The organism is Streptomyces sporangiiformans (assembly GCF_005768555.2).
Classification (GTDB): domain Bacteria; phylum Actinomycetota; class Actinomycetes; order Streptomycetales; family Streptomycetaceae; genus Streptomyces; species Streptomyces sporangiiformans.
Genome location: NZ_VCHX02000069.1, coordinates 16,486 through 32,647, shown reverse-complemented (window position 1 = coordinate 32,647; position 16,162 = coordinate 16,486). Strand labels below are relative to the sequence as shown.

The 16,162-nt window shown below is 69.2% G+C and carries 14 protein-coding genes and 1 tRNA gene; 5 read left to right on the top strand and 10 right to left on the bottom strand.

Annotated elements, in window-relative coordinates; translation table 11 throughout:
• Window positions 1-75: 75 nt before the first annotated feature.
• The 3 genes from FGD71_RS06400 to FGD71_RS06390 are packed head-to-tail and all read right to left on the bottom strand — an operon-like array spanning window position 76 to window position 3,313.
• Window positions 76-969 carry a carbohydrate ABC transporter permease gene (locus tag FGD71_RS06400; RefSeq protein WP_119099406.1) on the bottom strand — a complete coding sequence of 298 codons (894 nt, stop codon included), beginning with the start codon at window positions 967-969 and terminating at the stop codon, window positions 76-78.
• Window positions 966-1,994 carry a carbohydrate ABC transporter permease gene (locus tag FGD71_RS06395; RefSeq protein WP_119099405.1) on the bottom strand — a complete coding sequence of 343 codons (1,029 nt, stop codon included), beginning with the start codon at window positions 1,992-1,994 and terminating at the stop codon, window positions 966-968. Before FGD71_RS06395 ends, FGD71_RS06400 begins: the two co-directional genes overlap by 4 nt.
• Window positions 1,991-3,313, bottom strand: a complete 1,323-nt coding sequence (locus FGD71_RS06390; RefSeq protein WP_119099404.1) for an ABC transporter substrate-binding protein — start codon at window positions 3,311-3,313, stop codon at window positions 1,991-1,993. Before FGD71_RS06390 ends, FGD71_RS06395 begins: the two co-directional genes overlap by 4 nt.
• Window positions 3,314-3,739: 426 nt before the next feature.
• On the opposite strand from FGD71_RS06390, the gene FGD71_RS06385 reads away from it, so the two are divergent.
• A complete protein-coding gene (locus FGD71_RS06385; RefSeq protein ID WP_119099403.1) occupies window positions 3,740-4,795 on the top strand; it encodes a LacI family DNA-binding transcriptional regulator in 1,056 nt (351 codons plus the stop codon).
• 120 nt (window positions 4,796-4,915) lie between these two features.
• On the opposite strand, the gene FGD71_RS06380 is transcribed toward FGD71_RS06385, so the two are convergent.
• From FGD71_RS06380 to FGD71_RS06365, 4 genes are all read right to left on the bottom strand, one after another.
• Window positions 4,916-4,988 (bottom strand) — tRNA-His (locus tag FGD71_RS06380).
• Window positions 4,989-5,081: 93 nt separating this feature from the next.
• On the bottom strand, window positions 5,082-5,684 hold the full coding sequence (gene orn / locus FGD71_RS06375; RefSeq protein WP_119099402.1) for an oligoribonuclease: 603 nt from the start codon (window positions 5,682-5,684) through the stop codon (window positions 5,082-5,084).
• A 151-nt stretch (window positions 5,685-5,835) separates the two neighbouring features.
• A complete protein-coding gene (locus tag FGD71_RS06370) occupies window positions 5,836-7,053 on the bottom strand; it encodes a helix-turn-helix domain-containing protein (protein ID WP_119099401.1) in 1,218 nt (405 codons plus the stop codon).
• Window positions 7,054-7,431: 378 nt separating this feature from the next.
• On the bottom strand, window positions 7,432-7,764 hold the full coding sequence (locus FGD71_RS06365; RefSeq protein ID WP_119099400.1) for a hypothetical protein: 333 nt from the start codon (window positions 7,762-7,764) through the stop codon (window positions 7,432-7,434).
• A 336-nt stretch (window positions 7,765-8,100) separates the two neighbouring features.
• Here FGD71_RS06365 and FGD71_RS06360 point away from each other — a divergent pair, with 336 nt between their 5' ends.
• Both FGD71_RS06360 and FGD71_RS06355 read left to right on the top strand, forming a co-directional pair.
• Window positions 8,101-8,628, top strand: coding sequence for a universal stress protein (locus FGD71_RS06360; protein WP_119099399.1), 528 nt, complete (start codon window positions 8,101-8,103; stop codon window positions 8,626-8,628).
• A gap of 248 nt (window positions 8,629-8,876) precedes the next feature.
• Complete coding sequence (locus tag FGD71_RS06355; RefSeq protein WP_119099398.1) at window positions 8,877-9,449, top strand: GPR1/FUN34/YaaH family transporter; 573 nt, start codon at window positions 8,877-8,879, stop codon at window positions 9,447-9,449.
• A gap of 220 nt (window positions 9,450-9,669) precedes the next feature.
• On the opposite strand, the gene glmS is transcribed toward FGD71_RS06355, so the two are convergent.
• Together glmS and FGD71_RS06345 are read right to left on the bottom strand one after the other, a co-directional pair.
• The gene (glmS, locus tag FGD71_RS06350; RefSeq protein ID WP_119099397.1) at window positions 9,670-11,487 is read right to left on the bottom strand and encodes a glutamine--fructose-6-phosphate transaminase (isomerizing); all 1,818 of its coding nucleotides are present in this window, start codon (window positions 11,485-11,487) and stop codon (window positions 9,670-9,672) included.
• A 50-nt stretch (window positions 11,488-11,537) separates the two neighbouring features.
• Window positions 11,538-11,795: a hypothetical protein gene (locus FGD71_RS06345; protein WP_119099396.1), complete on the bottom strand. Its 258-nt coding sequence runs from the start codon at window positions 11,793-11,795 to the stop codon at window positions 11,538-11,540.
• A 163-nt stretch (window positions 11,796-11,958) separates the two neighbouring features.
• Between FGD71_RS06345 and FGD71_RS06340 the strand changes: the two genes are divergently transcribed.
• Complete coding sequence (locus FGD71_RS06340; protein ID WP_181359130.1) at window positions 11,959-13,518, top strand: purple acid phosphatase family protein; 1,560 nt, start codon at window positions 11,959-11,961, stop codon at window positions 13,516-13,518.
• A gap of 46 nt (window positions 13,519-13,564) precedes the next feature.
• On the opposite strand, the gene FGD71_RS06335 is transcribed toward FGD71_RS06340, so the two are convergent.
• Window positions 13,565-14,455 (bottom strand): DUF4429 domain-containing protein, encoded by an 891-nt coding sequence (locus FGD71_RS06335; RefSeq protein WP_119099394.1) that lies wholly within the window; start codon window positions 14,453-14,455, stop codon window positions 13,565-13,567.
• 94 nt (window positions 14,456-14,549) lie between these two features.
• On the opposite strand from FGD71_RS06335, the gene FGD71_RS06330 reads away from it, so the two are divergent.
• The gene (locus FGD71_RS06330; RefSeq protein WP_119099393.1) at window positions 14,550-16,151 is read left to right on the top strand and encodes a beta-N-acetylhexosaminidase; all 1,602 of its coding nucleotides are present in this window, start codon (window positions 14,550-14,552) and stop codon (window positions 16,149-16,151) included.
• Window positions 16,152-16,162 lie beyond the last annotated feature (11 nt).

Below are 16,162 nucleotides of genomic sequence, written 5' to 3'. Positions count from 1 at the left end.
GGGTAAGACGGGGGGGAAGGATGGGCGGGGCCGGGGCGGCGATGGCCCGGCCCCGTAGGGCGGCGGCGCGGCGGGTCAGCCCTTGATGGCGCCCTGCATGATCCCGCCCACGATCTGCTTGCCGAACAGGAGGAAGGCGATGAGCAGCGGCAGGGTGCCGAGCAGCGCGCCCGCCATGATCACTGCCTGGTCGGGGACGTAGCCGGTGCCGAGGGAGTTGAGCGCCACCTGCACGGTCGGGTTCTGCTGGTTGAGGGCGATGATCGGCCACAGGAAGTCGTTCCAGGCGAACACGAAGGTCAGCAGGCCGAGCACGGCCATCGCGGGCCGCGCCGCGGGGAAGACCACGTGCCATACGACCCGCAGACTGCTCGCACCGTCCACGCGTGCCGCTTCGATCAGCTCGGTGGGCAGTGCCTGCACCAGGTACTGCCGCATGAAGAAGGTGCCGAAGGCGGTGCACAGCGTTGGCAGGATGACCGTCTGCAGCTGGTTGGACCAGCCGAGGTCGGACATCCACAGGTACAGCGGAACGACGGCCAGCTGCGGCGGGATCATCATCGTGCCGATGGTCAGCAGCAGCAGCGCGCTGGAGAACCGGAACCGCAGCTTGGCGAAGGCGAACCCGGCGAGCGTGGAGAACACCACCGTGCTGACGGTGATGGCGGACGCGACGAACGCCGTGTTGAACATCGCGGTGCCGAGCGAGGCCTCTTCCCAGGCGGTCTCGAGGTTCTTGAACAGGTTCCCGCCGAACCACAGCGGCGGCGGTGCCTGCGCGAGCCGGGAGTCGGTGCGGGAGGCCGCGATCGCCGTCCACACCAGCGGCGCCAGCGAGATCAGCGCGAAGAGGGTGAGGATGACGTACGTGACCGGGCCCGCGTGCAACTGCTTGCCCGCGCCGAGGACGCGGGGGCGCCGGGAGCCCCGTTTCTCCGCCTGAGGCAGCGTCAGATCGCTTGTCGTCATTGGGCTTTCCTCAGGCGTCGGGTGACCACCAGATTGATCACGGCGATGATCAGCAGGATCAGGAACATCGACCAGGCGATCGCGGACGCCTTGCCGAGGTTGCCGACGATCCAGCCCTGGTCGTACATGTACAGGCCGAGCGTCTGGAACTGGTGGGCGGAGCCGCCCTTCGAGCCGCTCACCCCGCCGAACAGCAGGGGTTCGCCGAAGAGCTGCGTCGCGCCGATCGTGGAGACGACCACCGTGAACAGGATCGTCGGCCGCAGCATCGGGATCGTCACATGACGGAACTGCTGCCAGCGGCCGGCGCCGTCCAGGGCCGCCGACTCGTACAGGTCGCTGGGGATCGCCTGCATCGCCGCGAGGTAGATCAGCGCGTTGTAGCCGGTCCACCGCCAGATCACGATCGTGGACACGGCGAACTTCGAACCCCAGTCGGACTCACGCCAGTTGACCGGATCTATCCCGATGAAGTCGAGCAGCCAGTTGATCATGCCGCCGTCCCAGGAGTACAGCAGCACGAACACCAGCGTGGCCGCCGCCACCGAGGTCGCGTACGGGGTGAGCATCACGACCCGCCACACGGTCGAGCCGCGCAGCTTGTAGTTGAGCAGGTGCGCGATCCCGATCGCCATCATCAGCTGCGGCACGGTCGAGATCACGCCGATGACGAAGGTGACCCACAGGGAGTTCCAGAAGAAGTCCGAGGACAGCAGGTTCTGGTAGTTGTCCAGCCCCACCCAGGTCTGCTTGTCCAGGTCGGCCAGCTGCACGTTGTGCAGCGAGTACCAGGCCGTGTACAGCAGCGGGACCAGTGAGAAGGCCCCGAACACGATGAAGAAGGGGGAGATGAAAGCGTACGGCGACGCCTTCATGTCCCAGCGGTACAGCCGGCTGCGCCAGGAGCTGCCGCCCGGCGGTGGCGTACCGCGACCCTGAGCGCCCCGGGCCGCGCCCGGCTGATTGCCGGGCGCGGCGTCGGCACTCGTCGCGGGTTGCGCGAGAGCCTGCTTGGAGCTGGTCACTGGCCGAGCACGTCCTTGATCTCCTTGGTGGCCGCCTCCCAGCCCTGGTCAGGGGTCTTCCCCTTCTGCTCGACCTGGAGGATGCCCACGTCGGTGATCGAGGTGCCGATCGGCTGGTCCTTGACGCCCAGGTACTGCATCGGGCTGGTCTTCGCCGAGTCGGAGAAGATCTGCGTGAGCGGCGCGCCCGAGAAGTACGCCGTGGTGTCGTCCTGCGGCTTCAGGGTCGAGTACACCGACGGGGTCGACGGGAAGCTGGCCTGCTTGGCGAAGACCTTCGCCTGCTGCTCCGGCGCGGTCAGCCACTTCGCGAGCGCGATGGCTTCCTTCTGGTGCTTGCTCGCCGTCGGCACACCGATGAAGGAACCGCCCCAGTTGGACGCGGTCGGTGCCGCCGCCACGTCCCACTTGCCGTTGCCGGACTCACCGGCCTTCTGCTGGATGTAGCCGATCATCCACGCCGGGCAGGCCACCGTCGCGAAGCTGCCCTTGGCGTAGGCCTGCTCCCAGGGCTTGTCGAACTGCTTCAGCTTCGCCGACATGTCGCTGGTCGCGACCTCCATCGCGACGTCCCAGGACTTCTTCACGCCCTCGGACTTGTCCCAGACGACGTTGCCGCCCTTGTCGTAGTAGCGCTCGCTGAAGCCGCCCGCCACGGCGTTGTAGACCGAGGAGGCGGAGTCCACGTACTTGGTGCCCTTGGGCGCCTTCTTCATGTACTCCTTGCCGAGGTCGACGTACTTGGCCCAGTCGCCCTTCCACAGCTCGGCGAGCTTGGCGCGGTCCGTCTCCAGGCCGGCCTTCTTGAAGAGGTCCTTGCGGTAGCAGACCGCCATCGGACCGACATCGGTGCCGAGCCCGATCGTCTTGCCGTCCTTGGTGGTGGCCTGCGCGGTCTTCCAGTCGAGCCACTGGGACTTGTCGACGTCCTTGCCGAGGTCGACGAACTTGTCGGCCTGCGTCTGCACGGCCTCGGTGATGTTGCCGACCTCGATCGCCTGGATGTCGTCGGTACCGGAACCGGCCTGCAGACGGGTCAGCGTCTTGGGCCAGTACACGTCGGTACGGGTGGTGACGTTCTCCTTGATGGCGATGTCCGGGTGCAGCTTCATGTACTCGTCGTAGAGGCCGGACTGCTTGTAGCCGAATTCACCGAAGGTGCCGACGGTTATCGTCGTCTTGCCGCTGCTGTCGCCACCGCCGTCCGACGAAGAGCCGTCGTCCGAGTCCTCGGCACAGCCGGCCAGCAGTCCCGTGGCCAGCGCGGCGACCGCCGTGAGGGCCACCAGCCGGCGGGACCGGCGGGTACTCGTGCGCATTGCGTCCTCCTGTTGCCTGACGTGCCGACCCCCCGGCCAACTGCACTGTTGGGCCCGTCATCTAGCTGCGGCTCGGGCGGGGAACGTGCGGGATGTGTATGTGCCAGGTACTGTGGGAGCGCTCCCACCAGTGATGTATTGAAGACTCGTTGGTTCGTGCGGGGGTGTCAAGGGCGAAAGCAGGGAGATATGTCTTCAGTTATCGGGCTGTTAGCTGGCGCCGTGAACGAGGGTCGAAGGCGACCGGCGACCCGCCGGGCGAACCTTCACAGGATGGCGGATCACTCTGCGTCGGACGGCGGAGGGCCGGTCCGCGGACACGTCGGACAGCAGGTCGCGGGCCATCTCGCGATCCGACGCGAGGCATCGTACGGGGATCAAGACTGTTAGATTCCAGGCCGAACGCGGTGTGATGAGAGGCGGACCATGGCAGTCCACGGAGCGCGGGGCCGGAGCGGCAAGCGGCCGACCCTCGAAGAGGTCGCCGCGCGCGCCGGAGTGGGGCGCGGCACGGTTTCCCGGGTGATCAACGGTTCACCGCGCGTCAGCGACGCCACGCGCGCCGCCGTCGAGGCGGCGGTGGCGGAACTCGGCTACGTACCGAACACGGCGGCCCGCGCCCTCGCCGCCAACCGCACGGACGCGATCGCGTTGGTCGTCCCCGAGCCCGAGACCCGGTTCTTCGCCGAGCCGTACTTCTCGGACATGCTGCGGGGCGTGGGCGCGGCCCTGTCGGACACGGAGATGCAGCTCCTGCTGATCTTCGCGGGCAGTGACCGGGAGCGCCGCCGGCTGGCCCAGTATCTGGCGGCCCACCGGGTCGACGGCGTCCTGCTGGTCTCGGTGCACGCGGACGATCCGCTCCCCGACCTGCTGGAACAGCTGGAGATCCCGGCGGTGATCAGCGGCCGCAGGTCCGCCGAGGAGACGCTGCCGTCCGTCGACTCGGACAACTACGGCGGCGGCCGGGCCGCGGTGGAACACCTGCTCGCCCGCGGATGCCGCACCGTCGCCCACATCGCGGGACGCCTCGACGTCTTCGGCGCCCAGCGCCGCATCGACGGCTACCGCGACGCGCTGCGTGACGCGGGCCGGGAGGTGGACGAGGACCTGATCGTCCCCGGTGACTTCACGGAGGCGGGCGGCCGCCGCGCGATGACGGAACTGCTCGACCACCACCCTGCCGTGGACGCGGTCTTCGCCGGCTCCGACGTCATGGCCGCCGGCGCCCGGCAGGTCCTGCGGGAGGCCGGCCGCCGCATCCCCGACGACGTGGCCCTCGTCGGCTACGACGACTCCGCCATTGCCCGTCATATGGACCCGCCCCTGACCAGCGTCCGCCAGCCGATAGAGGAGATGGGCCGCGCGATGCTCGACCTGTTGCTGGGCGAGATAGCGGACCGCCGTCCGGCGGCCTCACGGGGCCTGGAGAAGCGGCAGGTCGTACTGCCGGCGAAGCTGATGGCACGCGCCTCTTCGTGAGGCGCGCGGGAACGGGGCTGCCTTCCCGTGGGAACGGGTCCGTGTTCCCGTGATGTTCCCGTGGGAGCGGCAACAGATAAGGCCCGACCTGCTTTCGCAGGCCGGGCCTTGATCATTGAGGGTGAGTGACGGGACTTGAACCCGCGGCATCCTGGACCACAACCAGGTGCTCTACCAGCTGAGCTACACCCACCATGACCGGTGGTTGTCCGCGTGGACTTCCCGACCGGCCAAGAAAAAGTGTACAGGGTCCGAAGGGGTGCTCGCGCCCGCCTTTCGCGGGGCGTCAACTCGCGGGCAGGACGTGTTTCGCGGCGATCGTACGGGCCGTGTCCGAGTCCGGTCCCGGCTGCGGGACGAAGATCGCCTCGCGGTAGTAGCGGAGTTCGGCGATGGATTCGCGGATGTCCGCCAGGGCTCTGTGGTTGCCGTTCTTCTCCGGGCTGTTGAAGTACGCCCGGGGATACCAGCGGCGAGCCAGTTCCTTGATGGAGGAGACATCGACGATCCGGTAGTGGAGGTAGTCCTCCAGGGTCGGCATGTCGCGCAGCAGGAAGCCACGGTCCGTGCCCACCGAGTTGCCGCACAGCGGAGCCTTGCCCGGCTCCTTGACGTGCTCCCGTACGTAGGCCAGGACCTGCTCCTCGGCGTCCGCCAGTGTCGTACCGGCGGCCAGTTCGGAGAGGAGGCCCGAGGCGGTGTGCATGGTGCGCACGACCTCCGGCATGGTCTCCAGGGCCGCGTCCGGCGGGCGGATCACGATGTCCACCCCTTCTCCGAGCACATTCAGCTCGGAGTCGGTGACCAGCGCGGCCACCTCGATGAGCGCGTCGTCGGACAGCGAGAGGCCGGTCATCTCGCAGTCGATCCACACCATGCGATCGTTCATATGTCTCACCCTACGGCCCGTGGCCACAGGCGGGCAGGCATGGGGCCATGGCACGAGCAAGGCGGGGCGGGCGACGGTCCTTCGACCACGCCACGCCCCGCCTCAGGCGGTGAGTCTCATCCCCGGCTCACCACCATGTCTCCATGGCTCTCTACTGAGCGCTCCGCTGCCCCGGCACACTCGGCCGCCCATGCAGGTACAACTCCGTCGCGCCCTTCGCCGGGTCCGTGGACAAGGACGCGGTCGGCCCCACGGCGTGCGCCGCGGCCGTGCGGCGGGACTGGAGGGGTACGGGGGCGTCCTGAGGAACCGGTGGCGGCGCGCCGTCCGGGTCCGACGGCTTGTCGGACTGCGGGCGCCGGGCGCGATAGGCCGCCCGGTACGCGGCGGGGGACGAGCCGAGCTGACGGCGGAAGTGGCCGCGCAGGGCCACCGGGGAGCGGAAGCCGCAGCGGCCCGCCACCTCGTCCACCGAGTAGTCCGACGTCTCCAGCAGCCGCTGCGCCTGGAGCACCCGCTGCGTGATCAGCCACTGCAGGGGGGCACTCCCGGTGAGAGAGCGGAAGCGGCGGTCGAACGTACGCCTGCTCATGTACGCGCGTGCCGCCAGCGTCTCCACGTCGAACTGTTCGTGGAGGTGCTCCAGCGCCCAGGCGACGACCTCCGCGAGCGGGTCGGCGCCGATCTCCTCCGGTAAAGACCGATCGAGATAGCGCTCCTGGCCGCCGCTGCGCCGGGGCGGGACCACCAGGCGGCGGGCCAGGGCTCCGGCGGCTTCATTGCCGTGGTCCGTCCGCACGATGTGCAGACACAGGTCGATGCCCGCGGCCGTACCCGCCGAGGTCAGCACGTCGCCGTCGTCCACGAACAGTTCGCGGGGATCGACGTGGACGGACGGATAGCGCTTCGCCAGCGTCGGCGCGTACATCCAGTGAGTGGTCGCGGGACGGCCGTCCAGCAGGCCGGCCGCGGCCAGTACGAAGGCGCCGGTGCACAGCCCGACTATGCGGGCCCCCTCCTCATGGGCCCGGCGCAAGGCGTCGAGCGCCTCCTGGGGCGGTGGCGCGGTGATCGACCGCCACGCCGGCACGACGACGGTGCCCGCCCTGGAGATCGCCTCCAGCCCATGGGGCGCGGTCAGTTCGAGTCCCCCCGTCGTCCGCAGGGGCCCTTCCTCCCCCGCGCAGACAAGCAGCCTGTAGCGCGGCACGCCGGCGTCCTGGCGGTCGATCCCGAACACCGACAGTGGTATGGAACTCTCGAAGATGGGGCCGCCGCTGAACAGCAGCACCGCGACGATCTCCTTGCGGCGTCGCCCGGAAAGTTTCCGGGCCGCGGCTTCCGGCGCGGCAGTGGAGTCGTGGCTCATACTGCTAAGCCCCCCTCGGTGGTCGCGGCTCCTCGGTTGTGTCGCTCCTGCACGTTTCCCCTCGGTCCTGCACGAGTCCCCCGCCGTAAGACAGTCAAGATCGAATCTACTGTGTCCCGTGGTGCCTGGGTGACCAGTTCGGCACACGGCACATTGTCGACATGGCAACTTGGCGTGAAGCATTCGATCACGAAGCGTTGCACTCGTGGGTCCTACAGGGAAGTGCGCCTCGTCCGCGTGGCTGGTCCCCGTAGGGTGCGGGCGCCCTTAGGGCCCCTTTCAGTGCAGGTCGAACGGGGGTTGAAGACCCCTTCGGCCAAGTAATGCGCGGTTCCCAGAAGTTGGCTGAAAACCGATGGGTCCGTGCGCGCAAACCGGTCAGTCAACCGGCGTGCATCCCCGGGAGTACCGGCACCTTCCGCGCGCTCCCGCGCCGACCCTGCCGCGCCGCCCGTGGCGCGGCGTCCGCTCCTCGGCCAGCAGGCGAGGCGTACCCCGCTCGGAGCGCCTCAGCAGGACCCGGCATGCCCCGGTCACCGCGGCCAGACCGAGGGCCGCGCCGGCCGCCGCGGCCAGGGAGGTCCCGTACCCGACGAGCACCAGGGGAACCAGGACGCAGCTGAAGGCCGCCCAGCGGATCACATCGCTCACCCTGTCCTGTGCGGCGGCCGTCCTGGAGGAGGGCCGGGGTGCGGTCGAGGGTCCGGGCACGGTGTAGCTCCCTGGGGCGGCGGTGTACGGGGGTTCAACGCATCGCCGACCGGCCGGTCACGGTAGCGGGCCGGTCACGGCAGCGCGCAGGGCGGCGGCTCGCGGGGTGAAGCCCCGCGAAACCCCGTGCAAACCGCCTGTACGTGGCAGCAACCATTGCGTTGCGGGCGCTCTCTCGTGCATGCTCCGGGGAACCCTCCCGCGGTGAGTGCGGGATCTGGGCAGAGGAGGCGTGCCGCCGTACCCTTGGGGGTATGGGGTTGGGAAGATGATTCCCGGACACAGCTCCGTAGCACCTGTCGTCCCACCCACGAGGATCAAAACGCCGAGACACTCATGGCCGGTCAAGAATTCTTCGATCCCGCGCACCGCAAGCGCCCCGTCGCCGACCCCAAGGCGGCCGAGCCCTCGGCGGAGGAACAAACACGTCAGTCCTGCGATCCGGCGTTCAAGCACGGTGTCGTCGTCGGCTTCGACGGCTCGACATCCAGTGAACGCGCCCTCGCCTACGCGATCGGGATGGCGCATCGCTCCGACTCCGGTCTGATCATCGTGCACGTGGCCAACCGGCTGCCGACCACGGTGTGGGCGGGCTGTGAGCCCCCGGTCTTCGTCGATGTTCCGGACCACCGCACCGAGGTGCTGGGGCTTGAACTCGCCTGTGCGGAATATCTGTCCGAGGTGCCGTGGATCCTTGTCGAGCGCGGCGGCGACATCTGCCACGAACTCGAGGAGGTCGGGCGGGAGTACGAGGCGAACGCGATCGTCGTCGGCACCACGCACGGCATCGTCGGGCGGATCTTCGGCTCGGTCGCGGGGCGGCTCGCGAAGCGCGCGCAGCGCCCGGTGATCGTCATTCCGTAGACCCGCGCGCCCCGCGCGCGAGCGCACCCGGCCCGTTCTCGACGCCTCCGGCGTTGTCATTCCGTAACTCGCCGTTGTCCCAGGTGAGACGAGTCGCCCAGAGCGTCAACATCCTTCTGTGCGTGGACAAATCTACTGGCGCGTAGAGGTGGTTTGTGCCCTTGTGAAGGGTACAAACCGTTCGCCGGTCGACGGACACACGACCGGCACCTCACCGCACCACCGCACGTGCATGAAGGGAGCCCGCCGTGGACAACGACGTCTCTGCGGGAAGCACCACCACGACACTTGGTCATCTCGCCCTCGGAGTCACCCTGCTGGCCTTCGGCCTCGGTCACACCGAAGTGATCGACGGCGTGACAGCCGGGGACGCCGTCTCGCTCGCCACCTATGTAGGCGGCATCGCGCTCTTCGTCGCCGGTCTGCTCGCGCTGCGCGACCGCGACGGGTTCACGGGTACGGCGTTCGCCGGGCTCGGGGCGTTCTGGTTCACCTGGGGCGTCGGCGCGGACACCCAGGTCACGGACAACGCGGCGGGGCTGTTCCTGCTGCTCTTCGCGCTCGTCGCGCTCAGCCTGACCGTCGGTGCGTCCAGTGGTGCCACCCTCACACGCGGGGCGTACGGACTGCTCTTCGTCGCCCTTCTCCTCCTCGCCGTCGCGCGGTTCGGCGACTCCGAGGCGCTCACCAGGGCCGGTGGCTGGTTCGCGGCGGCGTCCGGCCTGACGGCCTGGTACGCGGCGACGGCGGCCCTGGCCCACTGGCCGACCGCACTGCCGCGAGGACGCGCTGCCGGCCGGGGGGTGACGGCCACCGGCTGAGGCAGCCGCGAGCCGGGGTTTGGGCGGCCCCGGCTCCCTGAAAAAACGGCTCTCCGTGTGCGGGTGGCACACACGGAGAGCCGTTTTTTGCGCCTGAACCGGCGCCGCTCTCGCGGACCTGGTTGCGCCCCCCTTGCGCCTAAACCGGCGCCGCTCTCGCGGACCTGGTTGATCGCCGCGGGGGTTCCTCAATTATCGCTTCGGTGGTCCTGTGGATTCCTTATTCCACCGTCACGGACTTGGCGAGGTTCCTGGGCTTGTCGATGTCCCGGCCCAGGGCCAAGGCCGTGTGGTAGGCGAGGAGTTGGAGGGGGATGCCCATCAGGATCGGGTCGAGCTCGTCCTCGTTCTTGGGGACGACGATCGTCTGGTCGGCCTTCTCCTGCTCCCGGTGGGCGACCGCGAGGATCTTGCCGCTGCGGGCCTTGATCTCCTCCAGGGCCGCGCGGTTCTTCTCCAGGAGGTCGTCGTCGGGGACGATCGCGACGGTGGGCAGCGCGGGCTCGATCAGCGCGAGCGGGCCGTGCTTCAACTCCGAGGCGGGATAGGCCTCGGCGTGGATGTACGAGACCTCCTTGAGCTTCAGCGAGGCCTCACGGGCCACCGGGTAGCCGCGTACACGGCCGATGAAGAGCATCGAGCGGGCCTCGGCGTAGTCCTCGGCCAGCTTCTTGATGTCCGCCTCCTGCTCCAGCATCTCGGAGATCTGGCCGGGCAGCCTGCGCAGGCCCTCGATGATCCGCTTGCCGTCGGAGACCGACAGGTCGCGAGTGCGGCCGAGGTGCAGCGCGAGCAGCGCGAAGGCGACCGTGGTGTTGGTGAAACACTTGGTGGACACCACGCACACCTCGGGACCGGCGTGCACGTACATGCCGCCGTCGGCCTCGCGGGCGATCGCCGAACCGACCACGTTCACGATGCCGAGGACCCGCGCGCCCTTCCGCTTCAGCTCCTGCACGGCGGCCAGCACGTCGTACGTCTCACCGGACTGGGACACCGCGACGTACAGCGTGTCGGGGTCGACGACCGCGTTGCGGTAGCGGAACTCGGAGGCCGGCTCGGCGTCCGCGGGGATACGGGCCAGCTCCTCGATCATCTGGGCGCCGATCATGCCCGCGTGGTACGAGGTGCCGCAGCCGAGGATCTTCACCCGGCGGATCTGGCGCGCCTCGCGGGCGTCCAGGTTCAGGCCGCCCAGGTGCACGGTGGAGAACCGGTCGTCGATGCGGCCGCGCAGCACCCGGTCCACGGCGTCGGCCTGCTCGTGGATCTCCTTGTGCATGTACGTGTCGTGGCCGCCCATGTCGTACGACTCGGCCTCCCACTCCACGGTGGTCGGCTCAGCGGTCGTACGGGTGCCCTCGGTGGTGTACGTACGGAAGTCGTCGGCCTTGAGGGTCGCCATCTCGCCGTCGTCGAGGGTGACGATCTGGCGGGTGTGCGCGACGAGCGCGGCGACGTCGGAGGCGACGAACATCTCCTTCTCGCCGATGCCGAGGACGACCGGGGAGCCGTTGCGGGCCACCACGACGCGGTCGGGGAAGTCGGCGTGCATGACGGCGATGCCGTACGTGCCCTCGATGACGCGCAGCGTCTCGCGGACCTTGTCCTCCAGCTTCACGGCCTGCGAGCGGCCGATGAGGTGGGTGAGGACCTCGGTGTCGGTCTCGGAGAGGAACTCGACGCCGTCGGCCTCCAGCTTCCTGCGCAGGTCGGAGGCGTTGTCGATGATGCCGTTGTGGACGACGGCGACCTTGCCCTCGGCGTCCAGGTGCGGGTGCGCGTTCACGTCGGACGGAGCGCCGTGTGTGGCCCAGCGGGTGTGGGCGATGCCGGTGGTGCCCTTGAACCGGGCGGGGACCTTCGCCTCCAGGTCGCGGACCCGGCCCTTGGCCTTGACCATCTTGAGGCCGGGAGTCTTCGGGCTGCTGACGACGATGCCCGCCGAGTCGTATCCCCGGTACTCGAGGCGCTGCAGTCCTTCGAGGAGGAGCGGTGCCACATCACGCCTGCCGATGTATCCCACGATTCCGCACATACGTTCCCTCGGTTCCCCTCTGTCGTTCGTTCGGCTCTGTCGTCCGGCGGTCAGCCGTAGACGATGCGGCGCAGCTGTCTGAGCGTGAGCTCGGGCGGTGCGACCGCGCGGTACTTCAGGTCCGCCGTGATCCGTTCGAAGATCGCCGAGTTCACCAGGCCCTGGGCCTGGAGCTCTCGGTGGCGGCGACGGACGTAGTCCTCCGTCGTCTCGTCGAAGTAGGCGAGCACATCCTGGATCACACGCAGCGCCTCGCCCCGGCTCAGGGCCGAGGAGCGCGTCAGGTGATCAACAAGGTCATCGTGCACCCGTCGATCCTGAGGTAAAGCGCGAGTAATCGCAAGAATCCTGCCCGATATCGGGCACGTGACTGTTGAAACTCTCATGAGAGGCTGTTCGGAGCCTGTTCATTCTGTGGCCCGCAGGGCGAAGGGTGCGGGGAGGACCTTTCCGGCCATGAACATTCCCCGCATGGGTGTCCCGGAGAAACTGGCCGATCGGATGAGCCTGGCCGAGCAGCACGAGTACCTGCAGGCCGGATTCTCCCGGCGAACGATGATCAGAGGCGGTGCCGTCACCCTGGGCGCCGTCGTGGGCGGCTCCTTCGTGCCGGGCGCGACCGCCGAGGCGGCGGTTCCGAGCCCGCGGACGCGCACCGACGAGATCGACGGGTCCCTCGTCGCTCCCCTCGGCCGCCACCTCGCCTACGGTGCCGACCCGCGCACCGAGATGACCGTCTCCTGGCAGGTCCCGGTCGCGGTGCGGAAGCCGTACATCCGCGTCGGAGCCCACCCGTGGGACCTCTCGCGCAAGATCGAGGCCGAGGTCAGGACACTCTTCACGCCCGCCGGCGTCGGCGCGAGCGGCGACCACACCCAGTACTACCTGCACGCCCGGCTCACGCGACTGCGTCCCGGCAGTACGTACTACTACGGCGTCGGCCACGACGGCTTCGACCCGGCGGCCCCGCATCTCGCGGGCACGATCGGCACCTTCACCACCGCGCCCGCGCACGCCGAGCCATTCACCTTCACCGCCTTCGGCGACCAGGGCGTCAGTTACCACGCGCTGGCCAACGACAGCCTGATCCTCGGTCAGAACCCGGCCTTCCACCTGCACGCGGGCGACATCGCGTACGGCGACCCGACGGGACAGGGCAAGTCCTCCGACACCGGCTTCGACTCGCGCGTCTGGGACCAGTTCCTCGCCCAGACCGAGTCGGTCGCCAAGCAGGTGCCGTGGATGGTGTCGTACGGCAACCACGACATGGAGGCCTGGTACTCGCCGAACGGCTACGGCGGCGAGGAGGCCCGCTGGCAGCTCCCGGAGAACGGGCCCGACACGAAGAACCTGCCCGGCGTCTACTCCTTCGTGCACGGCAACACCGCCGTGATCTCGCTGGACGCCAACGACATCTCCTTCGAGATCCCGGCCAACCTCGGTATCTCCGGCGGCACACAGACGGCATGGCTGGAACGCCGGCTGCGTGAGTACCGCGCCGCGGAGGGCATCGACTTCGTCGTCGTCTTCTTCCACCACTGCGCGTACTGCACCTCGACCGCGCACGCCTCCGAGGGCGGGGTGCGAAAGGAGTGGGTGCCGCTGTTCGAGAAGTACACCGTCGACCTGGTGATCAACGGCCACAACCACGTCTACGAGCGCACCGACGTGATCAAGGGCGGCGAGGTCTCCCGGCAGCTGCCGATCGGTGGCACCGCCCACCCGGAGACGGACGGCGTCGTGTACGTGACGGCGGGCGCGGCGGGCCGCAGCCTGTACGCGTTCAGCGCCGACGAGTCGTACGAGGGGCACGAGAAGGAGAACGACGCCGTCTCGTCGTTCGTCTGCCTCAAGGACGGCGGCCGGCAGCAGGAGACGGTCGCGTGGTCGCGGGTGCGGTACCTGGACTACTCGTTCCTGCGGGTGGATGTGACGCCCGCGCCCAAGGGGCGCACGGCCACGCTGACCGTGCGGGGGATCGCCGAGACGGGCGAGGAGGTCGACCGCTTCACCCTCGCGCGCCGGGTCTGACCGGCCGCGGACTGGCGGTCCTCGGCGTCCGCTCGAGGACCGCCTGCTACATCCGCTTGAGGACCGCCTGCTTGGCCAGCGTGAACTCCTCGTCCGTGAGGACCCCGGACTTGTGCAGCTCGCCGAGCTCGCGCAGACGGCGCAGCAGGGCGTCGTGGTCGGCCTCGGCGGGCCGCTCCGGGGCGGAGACGGCACCGGGGGAGTGCTGCTTCAGCGGCGCGTCCGCGACCGGTGGCGCCGATGGATGCGGCAGACGCACCTGTACCGCCGCCGCCACCAGCGCCATGAGCGGGTCCTTCTTGAAGCCCCACAGCTCCACGGAGTTGGGGTCGTACTTCGGCGGGGCCTTGGTCGCGGCGTTGTGGACGGTGAAGCGGAGGTAGCCGTTCTCGAGGCCGGCAGCCGGGTGCCACTCCACGGCCCGGATGTCTGCCAGGGCGAGCGTGCGGCCGCCGGCGGCCGCCTTCGCCTCCTCGGTCTTCCAGTTCCACTCCAGCCGGACGGACTCCCCGTCGAAGCTCGCGGTGCCGTCCCCGGCGGACACCGACAGCGGCACCGGCGGTCCCGGCAGCAGATAGCGGTCGACGGCCGTGGACGGCACCTGGTCCAGCAGCAGCGCGTTGCGGATCTCGTCCACGAAGTACTCGGCGACGCCGTACCGGTCCGATTCGACGGCCAGTTGGTACGGGTCGGAGGAGTCCACGAGCTTGCCTCCGGTCGCCTGTAACAACGGGTCGGCACCGTCGCGCAGCCGGATTCTGAGCCGCCCGGACTTCTTGCCCTGCTCGAAGGAGATCCCCGCCAACGCACCCAGCGGAACGGTGAGTTCGCCCAGCGTCTTGCGCAGCAGGCTCACGTTCTTCTCGCGGCCAGGGGTGAGCCGCAACGCATCGCCGTCGAAGGCCCAGGTGCCGTCCTTCTGGATGATTTCCGCCATACGGGGGATTGTTTCACCGGTCTCGCGAGAGAGTTGGTCTATACCCATCGGGGCTCGTGGAGGGCTCTCGGGGAACTCATGGAAGGGAGCGCTTGTGAGACAGCACCACAGAACGCCCCGCCTCTTAGGTTCGCTGCTGCTCGTGGCGGCCGCCGGTGTCTGTGCCCTCGGCGCCGGACCCGCCCCCGCCGAGGGCATGTCCGCCACCCCGCTCGGCCAGGTGGTTCCGGCTCCCGCCTCGGTCGACGCGGGCGGATCCCCGTACCGGATCACCAGTGGCACCCGTATCCGCGTGGACGACTCGCCCGAGGTCCGCCGGATCGGCTCGTATCTCGCCGACGTGCTGCGGCCGTCGACCGGCTACCGGCTGCCGGTCACGGACGACGCGGGCCGCGACGGGATCCGGCTCCGGCTCACCCGCGGCGACGCCGGGCTGGGCGAGGAGGGCTACCGGCTGCAGAGCGGCAGGCAAGCCGTCACCATCACCGCCCGGAAGCCCGCCGGGCTCTTCCACGGCGTGCAGACGCTGCGCCAGCTCCTGCCCGCCGCCGTCGAGAAGGACTCCGTGCAGCCCGGACCGTGGCTCATCGCGGGCGGCACCATCACGGACACGCCGCGCTACGGCTACCGCGGCGCGATGCTGGACGTCGCCCGGCACTTCTTCACCGTCGGCCAAGTCAAGCGCTACATCGACCAGCTGGCCCTCTACAAGGTCAACAAGCTGCATCTGCACCTGAGCGACGACCAGGGCTGGCGCATCGCCGTCGACTCCTGGCCGCGGCTCGCGACGTACGGCGGCTCCACGCAGGTCGGCGGCGGGCCGGGCGGCCACTACACCAAGGAGCAGTACAAGGAGATCGTCCGGTACGCCGCCTCCCGCTATCTGGAGGTCGTGCCCGAGATCGACATGCCCGGCCACACGAACGCCGCGCTCGCCTCATACGCGGAGCTGAACTGCGACGGTGTCGCACCCCCGCTCTACACCGGCACCGACGTCGGGTTCAGCTCGCTGTGCGTGCCGAAGGAGATCACCTACGACTTCGTCGACGATGTCATCCGCGAACTGGCCGCGCTCACGCCGGGGCGCTACCTCCACATCGGCGGCGACGAGGCGCACTCGACCAGCCATGAGGACTACGTGAAGTTCATGGACCGCGTGCAGCCGGTCGTCGCCGAGTACGGCAAGACCGTGGTCGGCTGGCACCAGCTGACCGGCGCGAGTCCGGCGCCGGGAGCGCTGGCCCAGTACTGGGGCCTGGACAGTACGAGCGCCGCCGAGAAGGAACAGGTCGCGGCGGCCGCGCGGAACGGCACCGGCATCGTCCTGTCGCCGGCCGACCGGATCTACCTCGACATGAAGTACGACAAGGACACCCCGCTCGGCCTCGACTGGGCGGGCCATGTGGAGGCGCGGCGCTCGTACGACTGGGACCCGGGCAACTACCTTCCCGGAGCGCCCGGTTCAGCCATCCAGGGCGTCGAGGCGCCGCTGTGGACGGAGACGATCTCCACCTCGGCGCACATCGAGTACATGGCCTTCCCGAGGCTGCCCGGTGTGGCGGAGCTCGGCTGGTCGCCCGCGTCGACGCACGACTGGGACGCCTACAAGGTGCGGCTGGCGGCGCAGGCACCGCGGTGGGACGCGCTGGGGATCGGCTATCACCGTTCGCCGCAGGTCCCTTGGCCCGACCGGTAGCCGATACTTGA

Excerpts from the sequence above, each read along its gene's own strand:
- FGD71_RS06400 (WP_119099406.1), bottom strand. The coding sequence starts at position 969 with ATGACGACAAGCGATCTGACGCTGCCTCAGGCGGAGAAACGGGGCTCC.
- FGD71_RS06390 (WP_119099404.1), bottom strand. The coding sequence starts at position 3,313 with ATGCGCACGAGTACCCGCCGGTCCCGCCGGCTGGTGGCCCTCACGGCG.
- FGD71_RS06385 (WP_119099403.1), top strand. The coding sequence starts at position 3,740 with ATGGCAGTCCACGGAGCGCGGGGCCGGAGCGGCAAGCGGCCGACCCTC.
- orn (WP_119099402.1), bottom strand. The coding sequence starts at position 5,684 with ATGAACGATCGCATGGTGTGGATCGACTGCGAGATGACCGGCCTCTCG.
- FGD71_RS06370 (WP_119099401.1), bottom strand. The coding sequence starts at position 7,053 with ATGAGCCACGACTCCACTGCCGCGCCGGAAGCCGCGGCCCGGAAACTT.
- FGD71_RS06360 (WP_119099399.1), top strand. The coding sequence starts at position 8,101 with ATGGCCGGTCAAGAATTCTTCGATCCCGCGCACCGCAAGCGCCCCGTC.
- glmS (WP_119099397.1), bottom strand. The coding sequence starts at position 11,487 with ATGTGCGGAATCGTGGGATACATCGGCAGGCGTGATGTGGCACCGCTC.
- FGD71_RS06340 (WP_181359130.1), top strand. The coding sequence starts at position 11,959 with ATGGGTGTCCCGGAGAAACTGGCCGATCGGATGAGCCTGGCCGAGCAG.
- FGD71_RS06335 (WP_119099394.1), bottom strand. The coding sequence starts at position 14,455 with ATGGCGGAAATCATCCAGAAGGACGGCACCTGGGCCTTCGACGGCGAT.